At 58.2% G+C, this 25,782-nt stretch carries 28 protein-coding genes; 4 read left to right on the plus strand and 24 right to left on the minus strand.

The window, feature by feature from the left end; translation table 11 throughout:
• Positions 1 to 172: 172 nt before the first annotated feature.
• The 18 genes from nuoG to ACR0B3_RS11045 form a co-directional block, all read right to left on the minus strand.
• Complete coding sequence (gene nuoG, locus ACR0B3_RS10960) at positions 173 to 2,194, minus strand: NADH-quinone oxidoreductase subunit NuoG (RefSeq protein WP_480809089.1); 2,022 nt, start codon at positions 2,192 to 2,194, stop codon at positions 173 to 175.
• Positions 2,195 to 2,197: 3 nt separating this feature from the next.
• Positions 2,198 to 2,602, minus strand: coding sequence for a DUF5333 domain-containing protein (locus tag ACR0B3_RS10965; RefSeq protein ID WP_480809090.1), 405 nt, complete (start codon positions 2,600 to 2,602; stop codon positions 2,198 to 2,200).
• 98 nt (positions 2,603 to 2,700) lie between these two features.
• The gene (locus ACR0B3_RS10970; RefSeq protein WP_480809091.1) at positions 2,701 to 3,057 is read right to left on the minus strand and encodes a hypothetical protein; all 357 of its coding nucleotides are present in this window, start codon (positions 3,055 to 3,057) and stop codon (positions 2,701 to 2,703) included.
• Between the two features lie 79 nt (positions 3,058 to 3,136).
• The gene (locus tag ACR0B3_RS10975) at positions 3,137 to 3,640 is read right to left on the minus strand and encodes a DUF3291 domain-containing protein (protein WP_480809092.1); all 504 of its coding nucleotides are present in this window, start codon (positions 3,638 to 3,640) and stop codon (positions 3,137 to 3,139) included.
• Positions 3,637 to 4,053, minus strand: coding sequence for an MAPEG family protein (locus ACR0B3_RS10980; protein ID WP_170720549.1), 417 nt, complete (start codon positions 4,051 to 4,053; stop codon positions 3,637 to 3,639). Before ACR0B3_RS10980 ends, ACR0B3_RS10975 begins: the two co-directional genes overlap by 4 nt.
• 5 nt (positions 4,054 to 4,058) lie before the next feature.
• Positions 4,059 to 5,357 (minus strand): NADH-quinone oxidoreductase subunit NuoF, encoded by a 1,299-nt coding sequence (gene nuoF, locus ACR0B3_RS10985; protein WP_170381819.1) that lies wholly within the window; start codon positions 5,355 to 5,357, stop codon positions 4,059 to 4,061.
• A 6-nt stretch (positions 5,358 to 5,363) separates the two neighbouring features.
• On the minus strand, positions 5,364 to 5,591 hold the full coding sequence (locus ACR0B3_RS10990; RefSeq protein ID WP_170818018.1) for a DUF5337 domain-containing protein: 228 nt from the start codon (positions 5,589 to 5,591) through the stop codon (positions 5,364 to 5,366).
• Between the two features lie 30 nt (positions 5,592 to 5,621).
• On the minus strand, positions 5,622 to 6,722 hold the full coding sequence (gene nuoE / locus ACR0B3_RS10995) for an NADH-quinone oxidoreductase subunit NuoE (RefSeq protein ID WP_480809093.1): 1,101 nt from the start codon (positions 6,720 to 6,722) through the stop codon (positions 5,622 to 5,624).
• Complete coding sequence (locus tag ACR0B3_RS11000; RefSeq protein ID WP_170343780.1) at positions 6,722 to 7,945, minus strand: NADH-quinone oxidoreductase subunit D; 1,224 nt, start codon at positions 7,943 to 7,945, stop codon at positions 6,722 to 6,724. Before ACR0B3_RS11000 ends, nuoE begins: the two co-directional genes overlap by 1 nt.
• Entirely contained in the window at positions 7,945 to 8,070 is a 126-nt protein-coding gene (locus ACR0B3_RS11005) for a hypothetical protein (protein ID WP_010442774.1), read from the minus strand. The genes ACR0B3_RS11000 and ACR0B3_RS11005 overlap by 1 nt, the downstream gene beginning before the upstream one ends.
• Positions 8,070 to 8,243: a hypothetical protein gene (locus ACR0B3_RS11010; protein ID WP_170511585.1), complete on the minus strand. Its 174-nt coding sequence runs from the start codon at positions 8,241 to 8,243 to the stop codon at positions 8,070 to 8,072. The genes ACR0B3_RS11005 and ACR0B3_RS11010 overlap by 1 nt, the downstream gene beginning before the upstream one ends.
• Positions 8,244 to 8,246: 3 nt before the next feature.
• Positions 8,247 to 8,849 (minus strand): NADH-quinone oxidoreductase subunit C, encoded by a 603-nt coding sequence (locus ACR0B3_RS11015; RefSeq protein WP_480809094.1) that lies wholly within the window; start codon positions 8,847 to 8,849, stop codon positions 8,247 to 8,249.
• Between the two features lie 12 nt (positions 8,850 to 8,861).
• Positions 8,862 to 9,395, minus strand: a complete 534-nt coding sequence (locus ACR0B3_RS11020; protein WP_010442777.1) for a NuoB/complex I 20 kDa subunit family protein — start codon at positions 9,393 to 9,395, stop codon at positions 8,862 to 8,864.
• Positions 9,386 to 9,751, minus strand: coding sequence for an NADH-quinone oxidoreductase subunit A (locus ACR0B3_RS11025; protein ID WP_120635912.1), 366 nt, complete (start codon positions 9,749 to 9,751; stop codon positions 9,386 to 9,388). Before ACR0B3_RS11025 ends, ACR0B3_RS11020 begins: the two co-directional genes overlap by 10 nt.
• 176 nt (positions 9,752 to 9,927) lie before the next feature.
• Positions 9,928 to 10,716 (minus strand): crotonase/enoyl-CoA hydratase family protein, encoded by a 789-nt coding sequence (locus ACR0B3_RS11030; RefSeq protein ID WP_480809095.1) that lies wholly within the window; start codon positions 10,714 to 10,716, stop codon positions 9,928 to 9,930.
• 3 nt (positions 10,717 to 10,719) lie between these two features.
• Positions 10,720 to 11,574, minus strand: a complete 855-nt coding sequence (locus tag ACR0B3_RS11035; protein WP_480809096.1) for a hydroxymethylglutaryl-CoA lyase — start codon at positions 11,572 to 11,574, stop codon at positions 10,720 to 10,722.
• A gap of 74 nt (positions 11,575 to 11,648) precedes the next feature.
• Positions 11,649 to 13,577, minus strand: a complete 1,929-nt coding sequence (locus ACR0B3_RS11040; protein ID WP_480809097.1) for an acetyl/propionyl/methylcrotonyl-CoA carboxylase subunit alpha — start codon at positions 13,575 to 13,577, stop codon at positions 11,649 to 11,651.
• A 2-nt stretch (positions 13,578 to 13,579) separates the two neighbouring features.
• Complete coding sequence (locus ACR0B3_RS11045; RefSeq protein ID WP_480809098.1) at positions 13,580 to 14,008, minus strand: ASCH domain-containing protein; 429 nt, start codon at positions 14,006 to 14,008, stop codon at positions 13,580 to 13,582.
• Between the two features lie 95 nt (positions 14,009 to 14,103).
• Between ACR0B3_RS11045 and ACR0B3_RS11050 the strand changes: the two genes are divergently transcribed.
• Positions 14,104 to 14,826: a class I SAM-dependent methyltransferase gene (locus tag ACR0B3_RS11050; RefSeq protein WP_480809099.1), complete on the plus strand. Its 723-nt coding sequence runs from the start codon at positions 14,104 to 14,106 to the stop codon at positions 14,824 to 14,826.
• Between the two features lie 12 nt (positions 14,827 to 14,838).
• On the opposite strand, the gene ACR0B3_RS11055 is transcribed toward ACR0B3_RS11050, so the two are convergent.
• The 3 genes from ACR0B3_RS11055 to ACR0B3_RS11065 are packed head-to-tail and all read right to left on the minus strand — an operon-like array spanning position 14,839 to position 18,445.
• A complete protein-coding gene (locus ACR0B3_RS11055; RefSeq protein WP_480809100.1) occupies positions 14,839 to 16,449 on the minus strand; it encodes a carboxyl transferase domain-containing protein in 1,611 nt (536 codons plus the stop codon).
• Positions 16,446 to 16,925, minus strand: coding sequence for a lysozyme inhibitor LprI family protein (locus ACR0B3_RS11060; RefSeq protein ID WP_480809101.1), 480 nt, complete (start codon positions 16,923 to 16,925; stop codon positions 16,446 to 16,448). The genes ACR0B3_RS11055 and ACR0B3_RS11060 overlap by 4 nt, the downstream gene beginning before the upstream one ends.
• Entirely contained in the window at positions 16,922 to 18,445 is a 1,524-nt protein-coding gene (locus tag ACR0B3_RS11065; RefSeq protein WP_480809102.1) for an AMP-binding protein, read from the minus strand. The genes ACR0B3_RS11060 and ACR0B3_RS11065 overlap by 4 nt, the downstream gene beginning before the upstream one ends.
• Positions 18,446 to 18,581: 136 nt before the next feature.
• Between ACR0B3_RS11065 and ACR0B3_RS11070 the strand changes: the two genes are divergently transcribed.
• Positions 18,582 to 19,187: an OmpW/AlkL family protein gene (locus tag ACR0B3_RS11070; RefSeq protein WP_480809103.1), complete on the plus strand. Its 606-nt coding sequence runs from the start codon at positions 18,582 to 18,584 to the stop codon at positions 19,185 to 19,187.
• A 46-nt stretch (positions 19,188 to 19,233) separates the two neighbouring features.
• Here the strand turns inward: ACR0B3_RS11070 and ACR0B3_RS11075 are convergent, their stop codons facing one another.
• From ACR0B3_RS11075 to ACR0B3_RS11085, 3 genes are all read right to left on the minus strand, one after another.
• Positions 19,234 to 20,397: an isovaleryl-CoA dehydrogenase gene (locus tag ACR0B3_RS11075; protein WP_480809104.1), complete on the minus strand. Its 1,164-nt coding sequence runs from the start codon at positions 20,395 to 20,397 to the stop codon at positions 19,234 to 19,236.
• A 166-nt stretch (positions 20,398 to 20,563) separates the two neighbouring features.
• Positions 20,564 to 21,754: a DegT/DnrJ/EryC1/StrS family aminotransferase gene (locus ACR0B3_RS11080; protein ID WP_480809105.1), complete on the minus strand. Its 1,191-nt coding sequence runs from the start codon at positions 21,752 to 21,754 to the stop codon at positions 20,564 to 20,566.
• A 39-nt stretch (positions 21,755 to 21,793) separates the two neighbouring features.
• Entirely contained in the window at positions 21,794 to 22,465 is a 672-nt protein-coding gene (locus tag ACR0B3_RS11085) for an HAD-IA family hydrolase (RefSeq protein WP_480809106.1), read from the minus strand.
• A gap of 134 nt (positions 22,466 to 22,599) precedes the next feature.
• On the opposite strand from ACR0B3_RS11085, the gene glmU reads away from it, so the two are divergent.
• Positions 22,600 to 23,952, plus strand: a complete 1,353-nt coding sequence (glmU, locus tag ACR0B3_RS11090; RefSeq protein ID WP_480809107.1) for a bifunctional UDP-N-acetylglucosamine diphosphorylase/glucosamine-1-phosphate N-acetyltransferase GlmU — start codon at positions 22,600 to 22,602, stop codon at positions 23,950 to 23,952.
• A gap of 3 nt (positions 23,953 to 23,955) precedes the next feature.
• The gene (glmS, locus tag ACR0B3_RS11095) at positions 23,956 to 25,779 is read left to right on the plus strand and encodes a glutamine--fructose-6-phosphate transaminase (isomerizing) (protein ID WP_480809108.1); all 1,824 of its coding nucleotides are present in this window, start codon (positions 23,956 to 23,958) and stop codon (positions 25,777 to 25,779) included.
• The last annotated feature ends 3 nt before the right edge of the window (positions 25,780 to 25,782 follow it).

The following is a 25,782-nucleotide window of genomic DNA, read 5'->3' on the forward strand; positions in this document are numbered from 1 at the left end:
CGTGCGATGCAAAGGCCATTTGCCTGCGCAATCTGCGGCTGGGTCGGCGCGTTGGTGTAAACAGCATCTGCCGTCATTGCGCCACCCTTAATCTTAGGTTTCACACACAATTCTGGCGCGGTGAGCTGCCACTCCGCCGCTGCGTTGGTTCGCGATATGAAACGGGTTGGGGTCATTCCGCCGCGATCTTCTCGGATTTGCGGGCCTGAGATTGTGCAGAAAGTTCGGCCATCAATTGCGATGCCCGTGCGATTGGGTTGGTCAGATAGAAATCCTTGATCGCATAGTGGAATGTGGCCTTGCCCAGAGAAGCGGCCTTCAGCGCCTGAACTTCATTCTCGATCACTTCATCAATCTGAGCGAGATGCGGCACTGCTTCGATCAGTGCAGTACGCAGTTGCGCAAGCGAGTCGAAGGGCAGCGTTGCGCCCAGTTCGGCGGACAAGGCCCGCAAAATCGCCCAGTTTTCCTTGGCCTCACCCGGCGCAAACCCGGCGCGCATGGCAAGTTGCGGGCGGCCTTCGGTGTTCACGAAAAGCCCGTTTTCCTCGGTATAAGCCGCGCCCGGCAGGATTACATCGGCGCGGTGTGCACCCCGGTCACCGTGGCTGCCTTGATAGATCACAAATGCGCCTTCGCCGATTTCAACCTCATCCGCGCCGAGGTTATAGATCACATCTGCCGCGCTGATGGCGACCATGCCACCTTCATTGGTAGCACCTACGTCCATCGCACCCACGCGCGAGGCTGCTGTGTGCAAAACAATCAGGCCACTTTCGGTATTCGCCGCAATGGTTTGCGCGGCGGCCAGCACGGCAGCACCGTCTGCCTCTTGCAGCGCGCCCTGACCAACGATGACCAGAGATGGCTTACCCTTGATCTCATCATCGCCGCCCATATCGACTGCTTTTTGCAGCGCGGCACGGTCATCACCCATATGGTGATAGTCGTAAGTCAGGTCGACAGCAGGCCCAACCAGAGCCACCTCAGCTCCATGCGCCCACGCCTTGCGGATGCGTGCGTTCAGAACCGGAGCCTCTTCACGCGGGTTGGTTCCAATAAGCAAGATACGCTCAGCCGTGTCGATATCTTCAATCGCTGCGGTCCCGGCATAAGCACCGCGATTTCCAGCAGGCAGTTTTGCCCCATCGGTGCGGCATTCAACGATGCCACCCTGCCCTTCGATCATCTGTTTCAGCGCGAATGTGGCCTCAACCGGAGCCAGATCACCGACAATCCCGGCTGGCTTCTCAGCCGCTTTCAGTGCCTCGGCGGCTTTGGTCAAAGCCTCGGGCCAAGTGGCTGGTCGCAGCTTGCCGTTCTCACGCACATACGGTTTGTCCAGCCGTTGGCGCCGCAACCCGTCCCAGACAAAGCGGGTCTTGTCACTGATCCATTCTTCGTTCACGCCATCATGGTTGCGCGGCAGGAAGCGCATCACTTCGCGCCCTTTGGTATCCACGCGGATGTTCGAACCCAGTGCGTCCATCACATCGATGCTTTCGGTCTTGGTCAGTTCCCAAGGACGGGCGGTGAAGGCATACGGCTTCGAAGTCAGCGCCCCAACCGGGCAAAGATCAATGATGTTGCCCTGCAGGTTCGAGTCCAGCGTCTGGTTAAGATACGAAGTGATTTCGGCATCTTCTCCGCGACCCGTCTGGCCCATCTGAGTGATCCCGGCAACCTCGGTGGTGAAGCGCACACAGCGGGTGCAGCTAATGCAGCGCGTCATGGCAGTACCAACCAACGGACCCAGATCCAGATCATCCACTGCCCGTTTGGCTTCTTTGAAGCGCGTGCCAGACAGGCCATATGCCATGGCCTGATCCTGCAGGTCGCATTCACCACCCTGATCGCAGATAGGGCAATCCAGCGGGTGGTTGATCAGAAGGAACTCCATCACCCCTTCGCGGGCCTTCTTGACCATGGGCGAGTTCGTCTTGACCACCGGTGCCTGGCCTTCCGGGCCCGGACGCAGGTCACGCACCTGCATCGCGCATGAGGCTGCAGGTTTCGGCGGCCCGCCCACAACCTCAACCAGACACATCCGGCAGTTTCCGGCGATCGACAGACGCTCGTGATAGCAAAAGCGCGGCACCTCGACCCCGGCCTGCTCACAGGCCTGGATCAGTGTCATCGCACCATCGACTTCGATTTCCTGCCCATCGATATTGACTTTGCGGAGGTCAGACATGGTCTAGTTCGCCCTCAAATACACGCCAATGGCGCTGTTTCTTTCAATCTCTTTCCACCCCAACGTGCAGAAAGAATTGGGATTTCCGTACGACACACCGTTTTGGGCAAGATATGCCTCACCTTTGGCACGCATCCGGTCTTTTTCGGCATCCGAGTCGACATAGGCGCGGATTTCAGAGTCCGAATATCCCAGTTTGTTTGCTTTGGATCGCAGATCCCACATCACACCAATCGCCTTAAGCCGCCGCCCGCTGATCGAGGGGCAATACTCGGATATCTCGTTTGCGATGGCGATGTAGTAGAGTTCGTTGTCAATCTCTTTGACATTCCTCAATGGTGGTTTGGCTTCGGCCACAACGGGCACAGAAATCGCGAAAATCGTGGCCATCAGTTTTGCTAGAGACATAACATTTCCTTTCGTCTTGGGTTTCCCAAGACGACGGCCAACGGCCCTGCTATGCAATAACAGCGAACCGGTCCCATGGTGATATGCGATACGATCGTTCATGGTCTCTGGCAGCTTCCGGCAAAGGTCAGCTTGTCATTCTCAAGACGCAGGTTTTGCGGTTCCGTGTCCGGGCCAACCTTCCACGTTATTCTGGACGACCCAAAATTCTGAATGCAGAATTTTGTCCCCTCATAGCGGCCTGCCTCGCGCGCGCCGTCCAGCGATTGCGAAACGCCGTTCACAGTGACCGTGAAATCAGTGGGCGTTGCCTTCTTGTCCACATGTTTGGCCTTGGCATTAAAGTATATGCCGTCAAACGCCACACGCGTCGCCCGCGAAGGCGCAGTTCCACATGCTGCTACAAGCAAACTTCCGAGCACCACAATCGTCGTTGCGCGAACACGTTTCGCCATCAAGACCACTCCTGTTTCGTGGCTGGCGCTTGTATCAGTCGCTCGCTTGTACGGGAAGTTTTGTGCATCAACATCCCGTTCACTCCGCTGCGACCTGCGCGCAACGATTGTCGCGCCACTTGCTGGCCTGTTTCAATTCTGCCCAACCAAATGCATCTTCACCCGGTCCGTCCGAACGCAGTTTTTCCAACCGATCCAGCGCTTCTGCTAAACTGGGTTGATGCCCGTTCGGCACCCACCACATGACAAAATGCTGCTCACCGAGAACTTCAAACCACTCTTGGCGGCGTTCGTAGAACTGTTTGTGGATGGTCCCCCAAATGAATTTCTCAAGGCTGGCAACATCCTCCCAAACGGTCAAATTTGCGACAAACTGCGGGTCACCGCCAATATTGTTTTCGGTATTGCCGGTTCCCGGCTCGCCTGAGCCTTCCATCATCCAGACAAAACCCGGCATCCGCTTGCCCAGCCCGTTGACGCGATCAAGGTTGGCCATGAATTCAGCCACGCGCGGGTCGTCGGTCGGTGCCAACAAACGGCCGATATTCAGCTCGGCCAAGTGATATTCGTTAGGCTGGATCAAAACGCAGCCACCAATGCGATAAGGCCAAGGATGAACATGCAGGCCCATCCAGCCACATACGCCACAGAACGAATACCGCTATGCGGCTTGCCCATCCCACGCAGGTGGATCACCAGCATCACGATACGCGCCAACAGCGCGATCGATGCCAGCAGGTTAACCCAGAACGGGCTCGCCCCCAGCAGGATCGCCGCAACGGTCACAGTCAGGAATGCAGGCAGGGTTTCCGTGCCGTTCAGGTAAGCGCGGTTCAGGCGATAGGCTTTGTCCGAATAATCCTGATCCGGAGTGGCACCCGGTGCCAACCCCTTGCCCGCCTTGGCCAGTGCCGAAAACGGCGACAAGAACAGAACGATTAGGGTGAAAATCACCAGCGACGCAATTGCGTGAGAATATTCGGCAAAGACTTCCATAAGGTTTACTCCGCTGCCATCGCACCCATACGGCCCGATTTCTGGGCCTTGATGCGGTCCTCGATCTCTTCCCGGAAATTGCGGATCAGGCCCTGGATCGGCCAGGCTGCCGCATCACCCAACGCGCAGATGGTGTGACCTTCGACCTGCTTGGTCACATCGAACAGCATGTCGATCTCTTCCAGCTCGGCCTCGCCGCGCACCAGGCGATCCATCACACGCATCATCCAGCCAGTGCCTTCACGGCATGGCGTACACTGACCGCAGCTTTCGTGCTTGTAGAATTTCGATAGACGCCAGATCGCTTTGATGATGTCTGTGGACTTGTCCATCACGATAACGGCGGCAGTGCCCAAGCCCGAGCCCAGTTCACCGCGCAGATAGTCAAAATCCATGATCGCATCGCGCATGTTCTCACCACGCACGCAAGGAACAGATGAGCCACCGGGGATCACCGCCAGCAGATTGTCCCAACCGCCGCGAATACCGCCGCAATGTGTCTCGATGAGTTCCTCGAAGGAAATCGACATCGCCTCTTCAACGACGCAAGGGTTGTTTACATGGCCCGAGATCGCAAACAGCTTGGTGCCGGCGTTGTTCTGACGGCCAAAACCTGCGAACCAGTCCGCGCCGCGACGCAGGATGGTAGGCACAACGGCGATGGATTCAACATTGTTCACCGTGGTCGGACAGCCATAAAGCCCCGCCCCCGCCGGGAACGGAGGTTTCATCCGCGGCATACCCTTCTTGCCTTCAAGGCTTTCGATCAGGGCAGTTTCCTCGCCGCAGATATAGGCACCAGCCCCATGATGCAGGAACAGGTCGAAATCCCAGCCCGAACCAGCGGCGTTCTTGCCCAGCAGACCCGCGTCATAAGCTTCGTCAATCGCGGCCTGCAGCGCCTCACGCTCGCGGATGTATTCACCGCGCAGGTAGATATAGCAGGTATGCGCATTCATCGCGAAGGACGCAATCAGGCACCCCTCGATCAGCGTATGCGGATCATGGCGCATGATCTCGCGGTCCTTGCAGGTGCCGGGCTCGGATTCGTCCGCATTCACCACCAGATAGGCGGGACGACCATCGCTTTCCTTCGGCATAAACGACCACTTCAGACCGGTTGGGAAGCCCGCACCACCACGTCCGCGAAGCCCTGAGTCTTTCATCGTCTGGATGATCCAGTCGCGGCCTTTCTCGATCAGGCCAGCGGTGCCGTCCCAATGCCCGCGGGCCTGCGCGCCTTTCAACGTGCGCTCATGCATCCCGTAGATGTTGGTAAAGATCCTGTCCTGATCCTTCAGCATCGCGTGTTACCTTTGGCTGTCCTGACGCATGCGCCAGAGTTGAAATATATTGACGCCCGCATAAATGAATCCTGCCAAAGCGGCAAAATCAAACAGCAGCGCATAACGCCCCGGCAATCCGATTGCAGGGCCAATGAACAAGGTCATTCCAAGCCAAATCACCATCGTCACCGCGATGACGATGCTGATATGTCGGCCCTTACGGGCTATGGCCAGTTCCTTGTCCGTATCCATCTTGTCCTGATGCCCTAGGCGGGCACTCGTTTAATCTTCGTAAGTGCCGTCTTCTTTAGCACGTTTGGCAAACTCGGTTTCTTCACCTGCAGCCAGTTTCGCGGCTTGTTCGATCCACCCGTCCCGCTCGATCCGGCCTTTGAATTTCAGCCGTGCATCGACCCAGGCCACCTGCTCAGGCGTCCATGCAGCGATCTGGTCATAATGATAAAAGCCCAATCCATTGAGCGTCTCTTCCAGCTTAGGACCAACGCCCTTGAGCATCTTGAGATCATCCGGTTTGCCACCCCGCGCTGCTTTCAGCGTTTCCGGCTGATCCTCCTTCGCCGCTTTCGCCTCTGCGGCCTGTTTCACCGCAGGTTTCGCTGGCGCAGGCGCTTTGGGAGGTTTCGGCGCGGCTTTGGTCGCTGCTGCTTTGCCATCCTTGCCCAGCCACGGCGTCAGGATCGGAACTTCAGTCCCATCGATGCGCTTGACGGTATCACCCAGATCGCTCGCAAGCTGGACACTAGCGTTATACTGCGTTCTGCCGCTGTCATATTCGGTCAGGCTTGTGAGCCCTTTGAGGGGTTCCGCCGCATAGCGCCCGTTTTGCGGACCGGGGGTTGGCACGTTGCCCGCCACCAGATCATCGAGAATTTTTCTGAAGCTATCGGTTGTCAGGTCTTCATAGTAATCCTTGCCGATCTGCGCCATCGGCGCATTGGTGCAGGATCCGAGGCATTCCACCTCTTCCCAGCTCAACTTGCCGTCAGCAGACAGTTCATGCGGCTTGGTCGCGATCTTTTCCTTGCAGACCGCAATCAGATCCTCGGCTCCGCAGATCATGCAGGAGGTCGTGCCGCACACCTGAATATGCGCCACCGATCCAACCGGTTGCAGCTGGAACATGAAGTAGAACGAGGCCACCTCAAGCACGCGGATATAGGCCATACCCAGCATGTCGGCGACGGATTCAATCGCCGGACGGCTCAGCCAGCCCTCTTGTTCCTGCGCGCGCCACAGCAGCGGGATCACTGCACTGGCCTGACGGCCTTCGGGGTATTTAGTCATCTGCGCTTCGGCCCATTGCTGGTTGGCAGCGGTAAAGGCAAAGCTTTCGGGTTGTTCGGGGTGAAGACGGCGGAGCATTAGCGGTCAATCTCTCCAAATACTACGTCCATGGTGCCGATGATGGCAGCGACGTCGGCCAGTTGGTGGCCCTTGGCGACGTGGTCCATGGCTTGAAGGTGCAGGAACCCCGGGGCGCGCAGTTTGGCGCGGTAGGGTTTATTGGTACCATCGGCGACCAGATAGACGCCGAACTCGCCCTTGGGGGCTTCGACGGCGGCATAGACCTCGCCAGCGGGAACGTGGAAGCCTTCGGTATAGAGCTTGAAGTGATGGATCAGGCTTTCCATCGAGGTCTTCATGTCCGAACGCTTTGGCGGAGTGATCTTGCCACGGGCCAGAACGTCACCGGGGCAGTCGCGGATTTTGGCGATGGCCTGACGGATGATCAGCAGCGACTGGCGCATCTCTTCCATGCGGACGAGATAGCGGTCATAGCAGTCGCCGTTTTTGCCGACGGGGATCTGGAATTCGAACTCGTCATAGCATTCATAGGGCTGTGCGCGACGCAGGTCCCATGCTAGGCCCGATCCACGCACCATGACGCCCGAGAAGCCGTATTTCTGGATGTCATCTTCGGTCACTACGCCAATATCGGCGTTACGCTGTTTGAAGATGCGGTTTTCGGTCAGCAGACCGTCAATATCATCGAGAACGGCGGGGAACTCGTGGCTCCAAGCCTCGATATCGTCCAGCAGTTCCGGCGGCAGGTCCTGATGAACACCACCGGGACGGAAATAGGCGGCGTGCAAGCGGGCACCACAGGCGCGCTCGTAGAACACCATCAGCTTTTCACGCTCTTCAAAGCCCCACAGAGGCGGGGTCAGTGCGCCCACATCCATCGCCTGCGTTGTCACGTTCAGCAGGTGGTTAAGAATACGACCGATCTCCGAATACAGAACCCGGATCAGCGAACCCCGGCGCGGCACTTCAACCCCGGTCAGTTTTTCGATGGCCAGACACCAGGCATGCTCCTGGTTCATCGGTGCCACGTAATCAAGACGGTCGAAATACGGCAGGTTCTGCAGATACGTCCGGCTTTCCATCAGCTTTTCGGTGCCACGGTGCAGCAGGCCGATATGCGGATCACAACGCTCGACAATCTCGCCGTCCAGCTCAAGCACAAGACGCAGAACTCCGTGCGCCGCAGGGTGTTGCGGGCCGAAGTTGATGTTGAAGTTGCGGATCTTCTGTTCCCCGCTCAGCGCGTCCGTGCTGCCGTCATCGTATCTTGAGCCGTCCATCAACGCCCTCGTTTCTTTTTCGCTTCGGCCCGGACCCGGACCTTTTCCGCCTCAGCCGCCTTGGCAGCGGCCCCGGCCAGCAGAACCCCAAGCGCCCCCAACGCAATCAGTTCCCCCAGACCCATCAGCGGCGCTCCATCTCTTGCAGTTTCATGGCCATGATCCAGATGAGGACCAGCGTTCCAATAGGGATGACGCAGGCGACAACCCAGTATTTCTCGATCCCGAAATGCGGTAGCAGTTTCAGCATCGGGATGATCGTGGCGACGGTGACAACCAACCAGATCAGGAACTCCATGACTTACGACTCCTGCTTTTCATCCCCCGGAAGAATGTAGTTCGCACCTTCCCATGGGGACATGAAATCAAACTGACGATATTCCTGCACCAGACTGACGGGTTCGTAGACCACGCGCTTTTGCGCCTCGTCATAGCGGACCTCGGTATAGCCGGTGGTCGGGAAATCCTTGCGCAACGGATAGCCGCGGAACCCATAATCCGTGAGAATGCGCCGCAGGTCCGGGTGGCCCGAGAACAGGATACCGAACATGTCAAACACCTCACGCTCGAACCAATTGGCTGAGGGGTGTACGTCGACAATCGAGGGCACCATATCTTCTTCACGGATCGAGACTCGCAGGCGAATACGCTGGTTCTGGTACATCGACAGGAAGTGATAAACCACGTCGAACCGCTTGGCGCGTTCGGGGTAATCGACGCCGGTGATATCCACGAGGGTCGAGAACTGGCAGCTACGGTCGGCTTTTAGGAACTCGATGAATTCCACAAGGTTCGACGGAGCCACATCGACGTTCAGCTCATCATGAGTAACGTCCCAGGACAGAACGCAATCGGCCCGTTTCAGTTCCAACTGCGCGCCGAGTTCTTTGAGTGCTTCGCTCATCTGCCCTCTCCTTTAGCGCACAATGGTGCCGGTACGGCGGATTTTGCGTTGCAGCTGCATCAGTCCGTACAGCAATGCCTCGGCGGTCGGCGGGCAGCCGGGGACGTAGATGTCCACCGGGACAACCCGGTCACAACCACGCACAACAGAATAGGAATAGTGATAATAGCCGCCACCATTCGCGCAGGATCCCATCGAGATCACATATCGCGGCTCGGGCATCTGGTCGTAAACCTTGCGCAGCGCCGGGGCCATCTTGTTGGTCAGTGTGCCAGCCACGATCATCACATCCGACTGACGCGGCGAGGCGCGCGGTGCGATGCCGAACCGTTCCGCGTCGTAACGTGGCATAGAGGTGTGCATCATCTCAACAGCGCAGCAGGCCAGACCAAAGGTCATCCAGTGCAAAGATCCGGTGCGCGCCCAGTTGATAATGTCTTCAGTCGAAGTCAGCAGGAACCCTTTGTCCTGCAGTTCGGCATTCAGGGCCTGGGTCGCGACTTCTTTGTCGACGCCAGCGGTGTTTGCACCCGTCATCACTCCCATTCCAAGGCCCCTTTCTTCCATTCATAGGCAAAGCCAATGGTCAGCACGCCCAAGAACACCATCATCGACCAGAAGCCCACATCGCTGATATCCTTGAAGCCGACGGCCCACGGGAACAGGAACGCGATTTCCAGATCAAAGATGATGAAGAGAATCGCGACTAGATAGAATCGAACATCGAACTTCATCCGCGCATCGTCGAAGGCGTTAAAGCCACATTCATATGCGCTGACCTTTTCGGGGTCGGGATTACGGACAGCCAGGACCACAGCAGCCAGAATCAGCACGATTCCAAGGCCCACGGCAACGGCCAGAAACACCAGAATCGGGAGGTACTCCCGCAGCAGGTCTTCCACGTATAGCTCCTTTCCTGCGCATGTCCCGAACGGGTGCGCCGTCAATTGGCGATTTGACTGGACATTCTCTATCCCTGTGGGGTCAGAGGGTCAACCAAGCAGAAACGCGCAGGCAGGCATAATTGTCATTCGCCAGCAGGCTATAGTTGGGAAGGTTGTTAGTTCGGCTCGGATGGCTAAACCTGTTTATTCCATGCAGGTTTTCGTTTGTCGAAGAAGGCTGCGATTCCCTCTTGCGCCTCGTCGGTTTCCCAGCGCGCGACAAGCTGTTGAATGCTGTGGTCAATCACAGCTTCGTCAACGCGCGGCCCAAGCGACTGGACCAGTTGCTTTGCAGACGAAACTGCACCCGGCGCGCAGGACAGATAAGGTTGAACTTCCGCCTCAACGGCTTCGGCCAGCGAGTCGGCCGGTACTGCGCGCGCCAGCAGGCCGAGTTCAACCGCCTCCGCCGCGCCAAACAGGCGGGCCGACATAAAGACGCGTCGGGCCCGAGCTTCGCCCATTCGCGCAATGACATAAGGGCCGATCGTGGCCGGGATCAGGCCCAGTCTGGTTTCGGTCAAACTCATCTTCAGGCCGTCGACGCCAATCGCCACATCACAGACCGCAGCCATCCCAATCCCGCCGCCGAACGCGTTGCCCTGCATTGCGCCAATCAAGGGCTTTGGCAATGTGTTCAAGGCATTCAGCATTTCGGCCAGCTTGCGCGCTTCGACAAATCGTGTTTCCGGGTCAGCCGCCATCTGTGCCTGCATCCACCCCAGATCAGCACCAGCGCAGAAACTTTTTCCCGAGGCCGCCAGCACAACGACCCGTATGGCATTATCGCTGGACAACTGTGCGGCAGCCTGTGTCAGTTCAGCAATCATCAGTGCCGACAGCGCATTGTGCTTTTCCGGACGATCCAGCATCAGCGTTGCCACGCCGCGTTCGTCAGTCTTCAATGTAATCGTCTCGTACATTTCTTAGTCCGCCCGCATTGCCCGTGCCATGTCCGCTGCCTGTTCTAGAACGGCCGCATCCAGACCGGTCTCATATCCCAACCGCTCCAGATGCGCGGCCACGGCTTCGGTCGCGACATTACCCGCCGCGCCTGGCGCATAGGGGCACCCCCCCAAACCGCCGACTGCAGCATCAAACACCCGGACCCCCAGCGCCAGTGACGCATCTATGTTGTCGATCGCCCGCCCGTTGGTATCGTGAAAATGTCCTGCAAGCCGGGTCACAGGCACCCGCTCGCGCACCGCCAACAGCATATGCGCGATCTTGTCCGGCGTCCCCTGCCCGATGGTGTCGCCCAACGAAATCTCATAACAGCCATGGGCAAACAACGCATCCGCTACTTCGGCAACTTTGTCGGGAGGCGTCGGGCCGTCATAGGGGCAATCAGTTACGCAAGAGACATAGCCCCGGACCGGCAAATCAATATGGCGCGCCGCTTCAAGGATTGGCACGAAACGCTCGATCGACTCCGCGATGGTCGCGTTAATGTTGGCCTTCGAGAACCCTTCGGACGCAGATGCAAACACCGCGACCTCGTCCGCCTTGGCGACCAAAGCATCCTCATAGCCGCGCATGTTCGGTGTCAGCGCGGCATAGCGCACTCCGTCTGCGCGCCTGATCCCAGCCAGAACTTCACTACTGCCCGCCATCTGTGGCACCCATTTCGGGGAGACAAAGCTAGCAATTTCAATCCGGTTGAACCCGGCGCGGCTGAGGCAATCGACCAAGGCCACTTTCTCGGCCACCGGGATTTCGCGCTTCTCATTCTGCAGACCGTCCCGCGGCCCGACCTCGAATATTTCGACCCGTTCTTTCATCAGCGCATCCCTTCCCGGTTTCTTCTTGTTTCAAATACGGATGACTGTGCCATGCAATGCGCGGCCCGAACAGATTAATCCTCGGTCAACCGAACCAGTGCCGCCCCGGCCTCGACCTGAGCACCCGCATCCGCCAGCACTTCGGCCACTACGCCATCGCGGGCGGCCAGCAGCGAATGCTCCATCTTCATGGCTTCAAGAATGGCCAAACGATCACCCTCTTTCACCTCCTGTCCTGCCGAAGCAAAGACGGCCTTGACCAAACCGGGCATCGGCGCCTCGATCACATTGGTATCACCCGCTGCACTGGCATCGCGATCCAACGGGTCAACAATTTGGAACACTTGCCCGTAGTCCTCGAACACCGTGACCTGAGACCCTGTGATGGCGACGTTGGGCATGGACTTTCCATCCAATGTCCAGCCATTGCGGCGCTGAGCGATCAGCCGATTGCCATCCACCTCCCAAACCTGCCGATCAGGCCCGTCAACCTGCACATCCAGATCAACAACCTCTCCGTCCCGCAGCAACTGCACTGCGCGGTGCAACGGTGCCCAAAGGGTAAAGCCGGTCTCCGCAACAGTATCTGTAAGGCCCAGCGCGGACATCGCGGCGGCCACCGTCGCGGCGTCGCTCGCGCCTGCCTCCTGCAACAGTTCTTCAAGGTCTCGCCCGATCAGCCCGGTATCCACGTCGCCCGACGCAAACCCGGCATGGCGGGTCAGAGCACCAAGGAAAGCGAGGTTTGTGACCGTTCCGGCAACCTTGGTCTGGCGCAAGACACGATGCAGGCTTTCCAGCGCAATCGCGCGGGTCGGCCCATGTACGACAACCTTGGCAATCATCGGGTCATACCAAGGGCTGATCATATCCCCTGCCCGCACACCACTGTCAGCCCTACACGCCGAGGGAAACTGAAGATGGGTCAGGGTTCCGGTCGCGGGCAAAAAGCCTTTGGGCACATCCTCGGCATAAAGCCGCGCCTCGAACGCGTGCCCGCTGATCGACAAATCACTCTGCTGCTGCGGCAGGCTTTCGCCCGCAGCTACCCGCAGCTGCCATTCGACCAGATCAACACCGGTGATCGCTTCGGTCACAGGGTGTTCCACCTGCAGGCGCGTGTTCATCTCCATGAACCAGAACCGATCCGACCGCAGCCCGTCCGAAGCATCCACAATGAACTCAACCGTGCCTGCGCCCTTGTAGCCAATCGCCTCAGCCGCACGAACACCCGCCTGCCCCATCGCCTCGCGCATCTCAGCGGTCATACCAGGGGCCGGAGCCTCTTCGATCACCTTCTGATGTCGCCGCTGCAACGAGCAATCGCGTTCAAACAGATGCACCGCGTTGGTGCCATCGCCGAACACTTGCACCTCGATATGGCGTGGCTTGGCAACGAATTTCTCAACCAGCACCGCGTCATTGCCAAAAGCTGTCTTGGCCTCTCCGCGCGCGCTGTCCAAAGCGGCCAGGAAATCCTCGGGCGCCGCAACCAGCCGCATGCCCTTACCGCCACCGCCCGCTACGGCCTTGATCAGAACGGGATAGCCGATGGTATCCGCCGCGCCTGCCAGATGTTCGGGATCTTGGTTTTCACCATGATACCCGGGCACAACGGGAACACCTGCCTGCTCCATCAAGACTTTGGCCGCGTCCTTAAGGCCCATCTTGCGGATCGCATCCGCCGATGGCCCAATAAAGGTCAGGCCCGCAGTCTCAACCGCATCCACAAAGTCCGGGTTCTCGGACAAAAAACCGTACCCCGGATGAATCGCCTGCGCGCCCGTGTCCAGCGCCGCCCGTATGATCACATCCCCCTTAAGATAGCTCTCAGCCGGGGCGGCGCCGCCGATATGCACAGCTTCATCCGCGATCTGCACATGCTTGGCCGAGGCATCGACGTCCGAGTACACAGCCACGCATGACACGCCTATCTTCTGCGCCGTTTCCATGACCCGGCAGGCAATCTCACCCCGGTTGGCAATCAGGATTTTGCTGAACATACCTATTTCCCTTCCCCTGCCAGATCCTCGACCAGACGAAACCGCTCGCACACCAGTTCCATCTCGGGATCAAAGCCGCCATTGCGCTCAAAGTAACGACGATGCGCCTCTCGCCACCCTTCGAGGCTGTCATTTTCGCCTTCGGCCAACGCAAATTCCGGGGACACATCGCAATAGCGCTGGATCGAGACATCCACGGTTTCGATCACCAGCGCAGGCTGATCATCCCAATCCAACGCAATGTCCCGTCGTCCCGGTTGCGGCATGTCCGGGCTGCCTTCGGGATAATCCCTCAGAGCCCCACAAGTGGCAGTCTTGACGCCCGCCCGCACAAGCGCCAGCAACTCATCACACAACATCCGATTGTCGCCAAACTTGAATGTCTGCGCGTTGGGATAGCGAGATTTGATCAATTCCAATGCTTCATTCATGATTCTGCCACCAAGATTCTATAGTTTCCGCTGCCCTTTTCCTCAGCGCCAACAAGCCCTTGCATTCCACTCCTCATGAAATCAGGGTCACCCTCATGAGTGATGACATCTATGATCCCGAATTTGTGGCTGGCGTTTTTGACAGATGCTCTGGCGCCTACCGACGCTGGAGCGCGGCTGCCTCCTTTGGTTTGATACATTCGTGGCGCAAAGCCTGCGTTGCCGGTTTGAATTTGCCCGGTAACACCAAAGCGGCTGGCGTCGATCTGATGGCAGGCACCGGTGAGGTCTGGCCGCATTTGTTCCGCAAATTCCCGGGTATCAGTAACGTCACGGCGATTGATATAAGCCCAGGAATGCATCGGCAGGCCGTCGAGCGATTGCACAAGGATCGGGAAGACCGCATTGCCCATCTCTGCGCAAACATGCTGACCACCGACTTGCCCAGCGGCTCGGCCGATTTTGCGGTTTCGACCTTTGGCCTCAAAACCTTCAACGCGGCGCAACATCTTATCTTTGCCCACCAATTGCATCGTATTCTCAAACCCGGCGCGCCATTTTCTTTGATTGAAGCCACGGACCCGGTGGGTTGGTCTTTGCGACCGCTCTATCGGTTCTATCTTGATGGCGTTTTGCCTCAGGTCGAACGTTTGTTTCTCAACGGTGCGCAGGACTTTACTATGATCGGGGCCTATACAAGAAACTTCGGCACCGGTCAGTCGGTTCTGGACGCGCTCAGAACCGTCGGGTTGCAAGTGGAGGCCAAGTTTTATGTCGGCGGCAGTGCGGTCAGATTGTCGGGCGTGAAGCCGGGCTAGATCGGACATCAATCACATCCTGAACACGCCGAAACGTGTGTCCTCAATCGGGGCGTTCAGCGCGGCGCTCAGGGATAGGGCCAGCACGTCGCGGCTTTTGCGCGGGTCGATGATGCCGTCATCCCACAGCCGCGCCGAGGCATAAAGCGGGTGGGATTGCTCCTCGAACATCTCCAATGTCGGGCGTTTGAAATCGGCCTCTTCCTCAGCCGACCATGTGCCACCCTGCCGTTCGATCCCATCGCGTTTGACCGTGGCCAAAACACCTGCCGCCTGTTCGCCGCCCATCACTGAAATCCGTGAGTTCGGCCAGGTCCACAGGAACCGCGGCTGATAAGCGCGGCCTGCCATTCCGTAGTTCCCGGCCCCGAACGAACCGCCCACCAGCATTGTGATCTTTGGCACCGAAGTGGTCGCCACCGCCGTCACCATCTTGGCCCCGTGCCGCGCGATGCCCTCGTTTTCGTATTTCCGACCGACCATGAACCCGGTGATGTTCTGCAGAAACACCAGCGGCGTTTTGCGTTGCGAGCAGAGTTCGACAAAATGCGCGCCCTTCTGCGCCGCCTCAGAGAACAGCACGCCGTTATTGGCGATGATCCCCACCGGGCAGCCCTTGATATGGGCGAAACCGGTCACCAGTGTCTCGCCGAACCGGGGTTTGAACTCATCGAACCGAGAGCCATCGACCAGCCGCGCAATCACCTCGCGGATATCATAAGGCGTGCGCAGATCAGCAGGCACGACACCCAGAATCTCTTCGGGGTCATATGCCGGCTCCTCGGGCGTCTCAAACTGTAGGCCGGGCTTCAGGCCGGCACCGCCCAACGACCCGACCGCTCGTCGCGCCAGAGCCAGCGCATGCGCGTCATCTTCTGCCAGATAATCGGCCACGCCGGACAGGCGCGTATGGACATCTCCACCGCCCAAATCCTCGGCCGTCACAACCTCTCCGGTCGCGGCCTTGACCAGTGGCGGCCCGGCTAGGAAGATTGTCCCCTGCTCTTTTACGATAATCGTCACATCCGACATCGCAGGCACATAGGCCCCGCCCGCCGTGCATGAGCCCATCACCACCGCGATCTGAGCGATCCCCTTCGCACTCATCCGCGCTTGGTTATAGAAGATGCGGCCAAAATGGTCGCGATCAGGGAAAACCTCATCCTGATTGGGCAGGTTCGCACCGCCGCTATCAACCAGATAGATGCAGGGCAGATGGTTTTCCTCGGCAATCTCCTGCGCGCGGAGGTGTTTTTTGACGGTCATCGGATAATAGGTGCCACCCTTCACGGTGGCATCGTTGCAGACCACCATGACCTCACGCCCCTGTACCCGGCCAATACCCGCGATGACCCCGGCGCAGGGCGCGGCATCGCCATACATCCCATGCGCCGCCGTCGCGCCGATTTCCAGAAACGGAGACCCCGGGTCCAGTAGGTTCGCGACCCGCCGCCGCGGCAGCATCTTGCCACGGGATTCATGCCGCGCACGGGATTTCTCGCCACCGCCCATGCGCGCGGCTTCTGCGGAGGCAGAGATTTGAGACAGTGCGTCGAGATGCGCTTTGCGGTTTGCCTGCGCCGCTTCCGCGCCAGGGATATATCCGGATTTCAACTTACTCATTGTGTGCCCCCGTAACCGATGAGGTCCAAAGCCCGATCAGCTGTAACCCGCAAGAAACAATCTGCGCCATCTTCGTAATGGCCGGTCCCGGTCGTGAGATTTCCGCGTGACAAGCATTCGGCGTCACGGAATTCGATCCAGGCGCGTTGTGCATCCCTCAGCGCTTCGGCAGCAACTGTTGGAATTTCAGGCCCGGACAAATCGGTGATCAAGGATTGGTAAGCAGTATTCAGGACCGCGTCCCAGCCTTTCATCTCGGCATCATTGCATTGCGCTACAATGATGCTGTCAAAGCTTCCGCTATCTTCGATACATACATTCGAGAACTGTCTGAGACATGTAGCTCCCGCATGCCAGCCAGAGCCTGCTTCTTCTACGCAATCCCAGATTTCCGTTTCCGCTACAGGTTCTGGTGCCCAATCTGCCAGAGCATCTACTGGTATCAACAAACAAACAGCAAAAATAATACGTTTCATTTGACTTCCCCCGCGGCCCGCGCCTTCAATTCCTTCCGAATGACCTTCCCGGTCACCGTCATCGGCAGTTCCTCCAAAAACGCGACCTCACGCGGATAGGAATACTGCGCCAAACGCGTTTTGACCCAGTCCTGCAGCTCGGATTCCGTAGCCGCAGCCTCCGGCTTCAAAACCACATAGGCCTTTACAATCTCGGTCCGCAGCGGGTCGGGCTTGCCGACCACACCCACCGTCGCCACCGACGGGTGGGTCAGCAGGCAGTCCTCGATCTCGGCGGGGCCGATGCGGTATCCGGCCGAAGTGATCACGTCGTCATCTCGACCAACAAAGCGCAGATATTCTCCCTCCCAAATGCCGCGATCTCCGGTGACCAACCAGTCGCCCCGGAACTTCTCGGCCGTCGCCTCGGGCCGGTTCCAGTATGCCAAAAGCATCGAGGCCGAGCCGCGGTGGATGGCGACATCGCCTTCCTCTGCCGTTGGCACACCGTCCTCGTCGATCACCGCGACCTCATGTCCCGGCACGGGTTTACCGATACAGCCGGGCTGCACCGGGAAATCCTCGGCACAAGACGAAACGACCATGTTGCACTCGGTCTGGCCGTAAAACTCATTGATCGTCAATCCAAACGCCTGCTGTCCCCAAGCCAGCATCTCGGCCCCCAGCGGTTCCCCTCCCGAGGCCACCGAGCGCAGCCCAGGAATCGACTGATCTGCCGCCTTCAACATCCGCAGTGCGGTGGGCGGAAAAAACACGTTGCGCACGCCTGCGCGGGCTATCACATCTGCGCAAGCCTCTGGCGAAAACTTCTCAAGCCGCGCGGCAACGACAGGGATGCCCAGCGCCAGCCCGGGCATCAGTACATCGAACAATCCGCCGATCCACGCCCAGTCGGCGGGTGTCCACAAGCAATCGCCCGCGCGCAAATGATTGTGGCTGATCGAGACGCCGGGCAGATGGCCTGTCAGCACCCGATGCCCATGCAAAGCGCCCTTGGGGCTGCCTGTGGTGCCAGATGTATAGATCAGAACCGCCGGATCCTTGGGGCAAGTGTCGGCATAAGACACTGGGCCGCCAGTTTGACCGATCTCATCAACCAAAAGCGGCTGGGCCAAATCCCCGAGCAATGCGGCACCCTCCGCATCCGTTAAGACGATCTGCGCACCTGCATCACCGACCCGCGATGCAAGCGCGTCGTGCTTGAACAATTTGAACAGAGGCACCGAGATTGCACCGATCTTCCATATCGCCAGATGCGCGGCAGCGCACCAGGGAGATTGGCTGAGCAAGACACCAACACGGTCACCGGGTTGGACACGCTCGATCAGCGAACCCGCGATACCGTCAACCATTTGCTCCAGATCACCAAACGTGATTTTGCGCACCTCGCCCTGGGTCAGATCGAGCAATGCAACCTGTTCGGATGGGTGCGACAGGCACTGACGTGCCATGTTCAAACGATCAGAGATTGCCCAGCTTTGATCCCCGTGCAAACCCGGTATGACCTCAGCAGGGTACATGCTGTATTCCCCTTATTTTATTGGTGATTGCGGCGCGGCCACTCAATCCCTCGGCCACCGGTTTTTGATGCAGATCAGAGCACTTCTGCACCGCGGCATCCAAAACATCTGCATCACCGCAAGCAAAGGCATGACAATGACAAATAAACTCGCCGCTTTGACCCTCTCCGCCGCGCTCATCGCGCTGGCCGCACCCGCATTCGCCCAGTCTCAGGGCGATTGGACGGTTGGCGTCGGTGTCGGCTATCTGGACCCCAAGTCCGAGAATGGCACGCTCGCCGGATTTGACGCCGAGATTGACTCGGACACCCGCCCAATCTTCACCGTCGAATACTTCATTCAAGACAACCTCGGGATCGAGCTTCTGGCCTCGACCCCCTACAAGCATGACGTCACGCTTGGTGGCAGCGTTGACGCGGGCAGCGTCAAACACCTGCCGCCCACCCTGTCGTTGAACTATCACTTCCCGACCAACAGCGCATGGAAGCCCTATGTCGGCGCTGGTCTGAACTACACCATATTCTTCGAAGAAGACTCTCCGCTGGGCGATCTGGACCTGGACAACTCCTTCGGCGTTTCGCTGCAAGCTGGTGTGGATTACATGGTCACCGAAATGGGCGCCGTGCGTCTGAACGTGCGCTGGTTCGACATCGACTCGGACGTCAAACTGAACGGCGCCGATATTGGCACTGCCGAGATCGACCCGTTCCTGGTTGGACTGTCTTACGTTCATCGGTTCTGATCCATTTTCAATAGCCCCGTGGTTCACTGAACTGCGGGGTATTCCGTCACAGCATTTCATGCATCATTTCGCGGCCGATCAGCATCCGGCGGATTTCGCTGGTGCCCGCACCGATCTCCATCAGCTTTGCATCACGGAAAATCCGGCTGACCGGCGAATCCGACAGGAACCCGGCCCCGCCCAGCGCCTGAACGGCCTGATGGGCCTGCACCATTGCTTGCTCTGACGCGTACAGGCAGCAGGCTGCCGCATCCTGCCGGGTCACATCGCCTCGGTCACAAGCCTTGGCAACCTCATAGACGTAGGCCCGGGCCGAGTTCATTGCGGTGTACATATCTGCGATCTTGCCCTGCATCAGCTGGAAGCTGCCAATGGGTTTACCAAATTGCTTACGCTCGGCCAGATACGGCATCACCTCATCCAAACAGGCTGCCATGATTCCGGTCCCGATCCCGGCCAAAACGACACGCTCGTAATCCAGACCGGACATCAGGACAGCAACGCCCTTACCTTCCTCGCCCAGCACATTTTCGAACGGCACTTCGACGTCTTCAAAGATCAGTTCAGCCGTATTCGAGCCCCGCATCCCCAACTTGTCGAAGTGGGGCGAGGTCGAGAAGCCCTTCATCTCTTTCTCGATCAGAAACGCAGTAATCCCCTTTGACCCTGCATCCGGGTCCGTCTTGGCATAAACAACCAAAGTATCCGCGTCCGGCCCGTTGGTGATCCAGTATTTGTTGCCATTCAGGCGGTAATGATCATTCCGCTTCTCGGCACGCAGCTTCATCGACACAACGTCTGATCCCGCGGAGGGCTCGGACATCGCCAGAGCACCCACATGATCGCCCGAGATCAGACGCGGCAGATACTTTTGCTTCTGGTCTTCCGAACCATTCAGCTTGATCTGGTTCACACACAGGTTCGAATGTGCCCCGTAAGACAACGATACCGAGGCCGAGGCCCGCGCCACTTCTTCCACCGCAATGGTATGCGCCAGATAAGACATACCCGCCCCACCATACTCTTCAGGCACGGTGACGCCCAGAAGACCAAGCTCCCCCATCTCTTTCCACAGCTCATTCGGAAACGCATTGGACGCGTCAATCTCTGCCGCCATCGGTTTAACCCGCTCCTGCGCCCAGCGATGGACCATCTCACGAAGGGCATTCACGTCTTCGCCCAGATCGAATTGCATAGTGGCCATAAACATGCTTGGGCTCCTCCGACTGTATTAATGAACAAGTGTTCAATAACCAGATACCAGCGAATCTGCCTCCGGTCAACGACGACGCGCGGACCAAAGCAAAACGCCGCCCTCCAAAGGAGGGCGGCGTTTTTGAAACATCGAGCGTGCGCTGAAAGCGCACTCCGCTGGATTACGACTGATAAACCGCACCCACCTCGGCGCGAATGATGCGTGCGATCTGAGCGCAATCCTCAAGCGAGAAGGTCAGCGGCACGCGGATATCCATGATCCCTGACAATATCCGGTCACTAGCAGGCATCGGATCGCTATCCGCATAACGCCAACTGTCATAGCGAGAGGTAAAACCCGAAGGCTCAGCACCGCCGAACCATTTTAACTCAACCCCGCGCACGGCGCAGCGCTTGATAACTTCGGCGATGCGCTTGGGCGTCCAGTCCAATAACAGGAACTGGATCGATGAACCGACATACGTCTCATCTTTCGGCCGCTCCACGATCGTCAAACCAGGCGTTTCCCGCAGACCGCGCTCGATCTCGCTATACCGCTCATTCCAGCGCTGCACCTGTCGGTCAAGATCACGCAGCTGCGGCCGCAGAATTGCTGCGCGCAGATTGTCCATACGTCCTGAAACATTGGGGGTGTTATATTTGATATGTTCAAACACTTCCGGTTCCGGCGCAGCCAGATGGCGTTCATAAAGCATATAGGACCCTGACAGCATCGTGGCCTTCGCCGCCAGTTCAGGGTCATCTGTGATTAGCAACCCGCCCTCGCCCGAGTTAACGTGTTTATACGTCTGGCACGAGTAACACCCGATGGCCCCCTGCCTCCCAGACAATTGTCCACGCCATGCAGCACCCATGGTATGGGCACAATCTTCGATCACAATCACCCCCGCCGCATCACACATCTGCATCAGGCGATCCATATCGCACAGATGCCCACGCATATGGCTGAGCATCAGCACCTTGGCCTGGTCCAGCTTGGCCTCAAGATCATCGAGATCTATGGTCAGCGCTTCGGTTACGCCAACAAAGATTGGCCTTGCGCCAACCGACGCAATTGATCCAGGCACTGGTGCCAAAGTGAAAGCATTGGTCAAAACCGGATCACCCGCTTTCACGCCAACAGCCCGCAAAGCTGTGGCCAGAGCATACCCTCCTGATGAGACCGCCAGACAGTACTTCGCCCCCATCTGGCTGGCGAACTCTTGTTCCAGAAGTGCGGTTTCACTCAACTCGCCGGGTGCCACGTTGTAACGATGTAAGCGGCCATGGCGCATGACGGCCACGGCCGCCTCAATCGCCTCTTCGGGGATGGGTTCCTGCTGGGTGAAATTGCCAGTGAATATCTCGGTCATAGGTCTGTTTTGATGCTGAGTCTCAAGCGGGTCAAGGGATCACGCTGCTGCTCCGATCAAATCGGAGACCAGTTTCGGTAAATCATCAAAATGATGCAACAAGGCTTCAGGCTCCAGCGCAGCCATATCATCGCCTGACGGGCCAAACGTCACCAACACCGACGGCACGCCCGCAGCCCGGGCCGTGTTCCGGTCGGTATCCGAATCTCCAATCAGCACGCAGTGATCAGGGTGCCCCCCAGCGCGCCGCGCCGCTTCGCGCAAAGGCGCGGGATCGGGTTTGCGCACCGGCAATGTATCGGCACCGACCAAAGATGCGAACCGGTCCCGCACGCCCATCCGGGTCAAAAGCAAATCTGCCAACCCTTCGGGCTTGTTGGTACAGATGCCCACGCCATAGCCCGCATTTGTTAACACTTCGACGGCTTCGAGTGCGCCGGGATAGAAGTAGGTATGCGTGTCGATCGCCTTGGCATAGGCCTCAAGCAGAACTGGATAATATGCCAATACCGTATCGTCGCGATAGGCCCCGACGCGCTTCAAACCATGGGTCAGCATCATACGCCCTCCGCGCAGTGCAACACCAGCATCTTGATCATGAACCAGCACATCCCCATGGCCCATCTGGCGAAAACAATGGTTTGCCGCAGCCAGCAAATCGCCGGATGTATCCGCCAAAGTTCCATCCAGATCGAAGATTACCGTACGCATGCTCACCTCCTGAACCGGCGGGATTCCGCCATGTCGTGTTGCAAACGGCAATCTTCTTTGATGGCTGAACCGCTTGCGCCTTTGCCCACAGCGGATAAAACGGGCCGCGACAAAACAAAAGAGAAAACGATTTCATGAGCACCGCCCTTGTCATTCTTGCCGCCGGAAAAGGCACAAGGATGAACTCTGATATTCCCAAAGTTCTGCACCCTATTGCGCAGGCACCGATGCTGGTTCACGCCATGCGCGCCGGAGCGGTCCTGTCACCCGAGCGCACCGTTATCGTCACCGGCCACGGCGCCGAAGCGGTCGGCCGCGTGGCAGAAGCCGAAGATGAAAATGCCAGCATTGCGGTGCAAGAGGAACAGCTGGGCACGGCCCACGCGGTCGCGCAGGCGCACACAGCGTTGGAGGGGTTCGAAGGTGATGTGGTCGTCTTGTATGGTGACACGCCGTTTTTGCAGCCCGATACGCTGGAGCGGATGATCAATGCGCGGGCCGAAAATGATCTGGTTATTCTTGGCTTTGAAGCCGTTGATCCAGCGCGTTACGGGCGCTTGGTCATGAACGGCGATACCTTAGAGCGAATTGTTGAATTCAAGGATGCATCGGATGAAGTTCGCGCAATAACATTTTGCAATTCAGGTCTTTTGGCATGCGACGCTGAAACTCTGTTCTCGCTGATTGATGCGGTCGACAACAACAACGCATCCGGTGAATACTACCTGACCGATGTCGTCGAGATCGCGCGCAACCGCGGACTAAACGTCACCGCAGTGGCCTGTGACGAGGCGCAGACCTTGGGCATCAACTCGCGCGCCGATCTGGCGGCGGCAGATGCGGTGTTTCAGGCACAGGCACGCTCCGCGCTGCTGGACTTAGGTGTCACACTGATGGCGCCCGATACCGTCTATCTGGCCGCCGATACCGTCATTGGCCGCGACACTGTGATCGAACCTAATGTTGTTTTTGGCCCCGATGTGACGGTCGAAAGCGGCGCAACGATCCGGGCGTTTTCTCATCTCGAAGGATGCCATGTCAGCCGAGGATCCGTGGTCGGCCCTTACGCACGTCTGCGCCCGGGGACCGAACTGGCGGAAAACGCAAAGATCGGCAATTTTGTCGAAATCAAAAACGCCGAAATCGCCGAAGGCGCAAAGGTGAATCACCTCAGCTATATCGGCGATGCCTCGGTTGGGGCGGCAACAAATATCGGCGCGGGCACCATCACCTGCAACTATGATGGCGTGATGAAGCACAAAACAACCATCGGGGAAAACGTGTTCATCGGGTCGAACACAATGCTGGTCGCCCCGGTCACCTTGGGTGACGGCGCAATGACTGCGACAGGCACCGTGGTGACCAAGGATGTTGAACCAGACGCATTGGCCGTGGCACGCGCCAAGCAGGAAAACAAGCCCGGCTACGCGCGCAAATTTTTTGATATGTTGAAGGCGAAGAAGGCTCGCCGCGACAAAGGAGCCTGAGTTATGTGTGGAATTGTTGGAGTTCTGGGTAGCCACGAAGCCGCCCCTATTCTGGTCGAGGCCCTGAAACGGCTGGAGTATCGTGGCTATGACAGCGCCGGTATCGCAACGGTGAACGAGGGCGCCTTGGGGCGTCGGCGGGCCGTTGGCAAACTGGTGAACCTGAGTGACCTTCTGGTGCACGAACCGCTACCGGGAAAATCTGGTATCGGTCATACCCGATGGGCGACCCACGGTGCCCCTTCAGTAAACAACGCGCACCCGCACAAGGCTGGTCCGGTCGCCGTTGTGCACAATGGTATTGTCGAAAACTATCGCGAGCTGCGGGCCGAATTGGCCGAGCACGGTGTCGGCTTCGTCACGGATACCGACACCGAGACCGTAGCCCTGATGACGGAACAATATATGTCCGAAGGCCTGTCTCCGGTCGACGCCGCATTCAAAACCATCGACAGGCTCAAAGGCGCATTTGCGCTTGCCTTTCTGTTTGATGGGCAAGAAGACCTGATAGTCGCAGCGCGCAAGGGCTCTCCCTTGGCAATTGGTCACGGCGATGGTGAGATGTTTGTCGGCTCTGACGCGATCGCGTTGGCCCCACTTACAGATCGCATCACTTATCTTGAAGAGGGCGATCGCGCGGTGCTGACCCGCACGTCGTTGGAAATCCGCACGGAAACCGGTGAACTCGCCAATCGTGAGATGCGACAGATCCAAATCGATCAGACGCGCGCTGACAAGGGTGGCCATAAACACTATATGGCCAAGGAAATCGCTGAACAGCCTATCGTGGTCGCCGAGGCGATCCGCTCGTACCTGCCCACAGGTGGTGATCAGGTCGTGCTGCCCGGCGAAAACCTGGATTTCAGCAAGCTCGACCGCTTGACCATGGTGGCCTGCGGTACTGCCTTCTACGCCTGTCTGACGGCGAAATACTGGTTCGAGCAGCTGGCAAAGCTGCCGGTTGAGGTCGATATTGCAAGTGAATTCCGCTATCGCGAACCTCCGATTTCGGACCGGACCCTGGCGCTGTTTGTCAGCCAATCGGGCGAAACTGCCGACACCCTGGCGGCGCTGCGCTATTGCGAAGGCAAGGCAGACAAGATTGTCTCGGTCGTCAATGTTGCGGAAAGCTCGATCGCGCGTGAAAGCGATGTGGCGCTGCCGATTCATGCGGGCGTTGAGATTGGCGTTGCCTCGACCAAAGCATTCACCTGCCAGCTCAGCGTGTTGCTGATGCTAGCCCTCAAAGCCGCCGCTGATCGAGGTACGCTGACCGATGAAGAACTGGCCGATCACGCGGCGGCGCTGCGCGGTTTGCCGACGGTGCTGAACGCAGCGCTGGATCAGAACGATGCCATCCGCCAATCAGCTCAACGCCTGTCCGAGGCACGCGATGTTCTGTTCCTTGGCCGTGGCCTGATGTACCCGCTGGCAATGGAAGGCGCGCTGAAGCTCAAGGAAATCAGCTATATCCACGCCGAAGGTTATGCGTCAGGAGAGCTGAAGCACGGCCCCATCGCTTTGATCGACAAGAATATGCCGGTGGTTGTCATGGCCCCACGCGATGCGGTTTTTGATAAGACCGTCTCGAACATGCAGGAAGTGATGGCCCGCAAAGGCAAGGTCATTCTTGTTTCAGACGATGATGGTATCGCAGAGGCTGAAGATGGGGTGTGGAGCACAATCCGGATGCCGCATGTCCACACCAGCCTCGCACCGATCCTGTACTCGGTACCCGCGCAACTGCTGGCCTATCACACCGCTGTGGCCAAAGGCACCGATGTGGATCAGCCGCGCAATTTGGCGAAATCTGTGACGGTGGAATGATCC

The organism is Ruegeria sp. CE9, assembly GCF_056537425.1.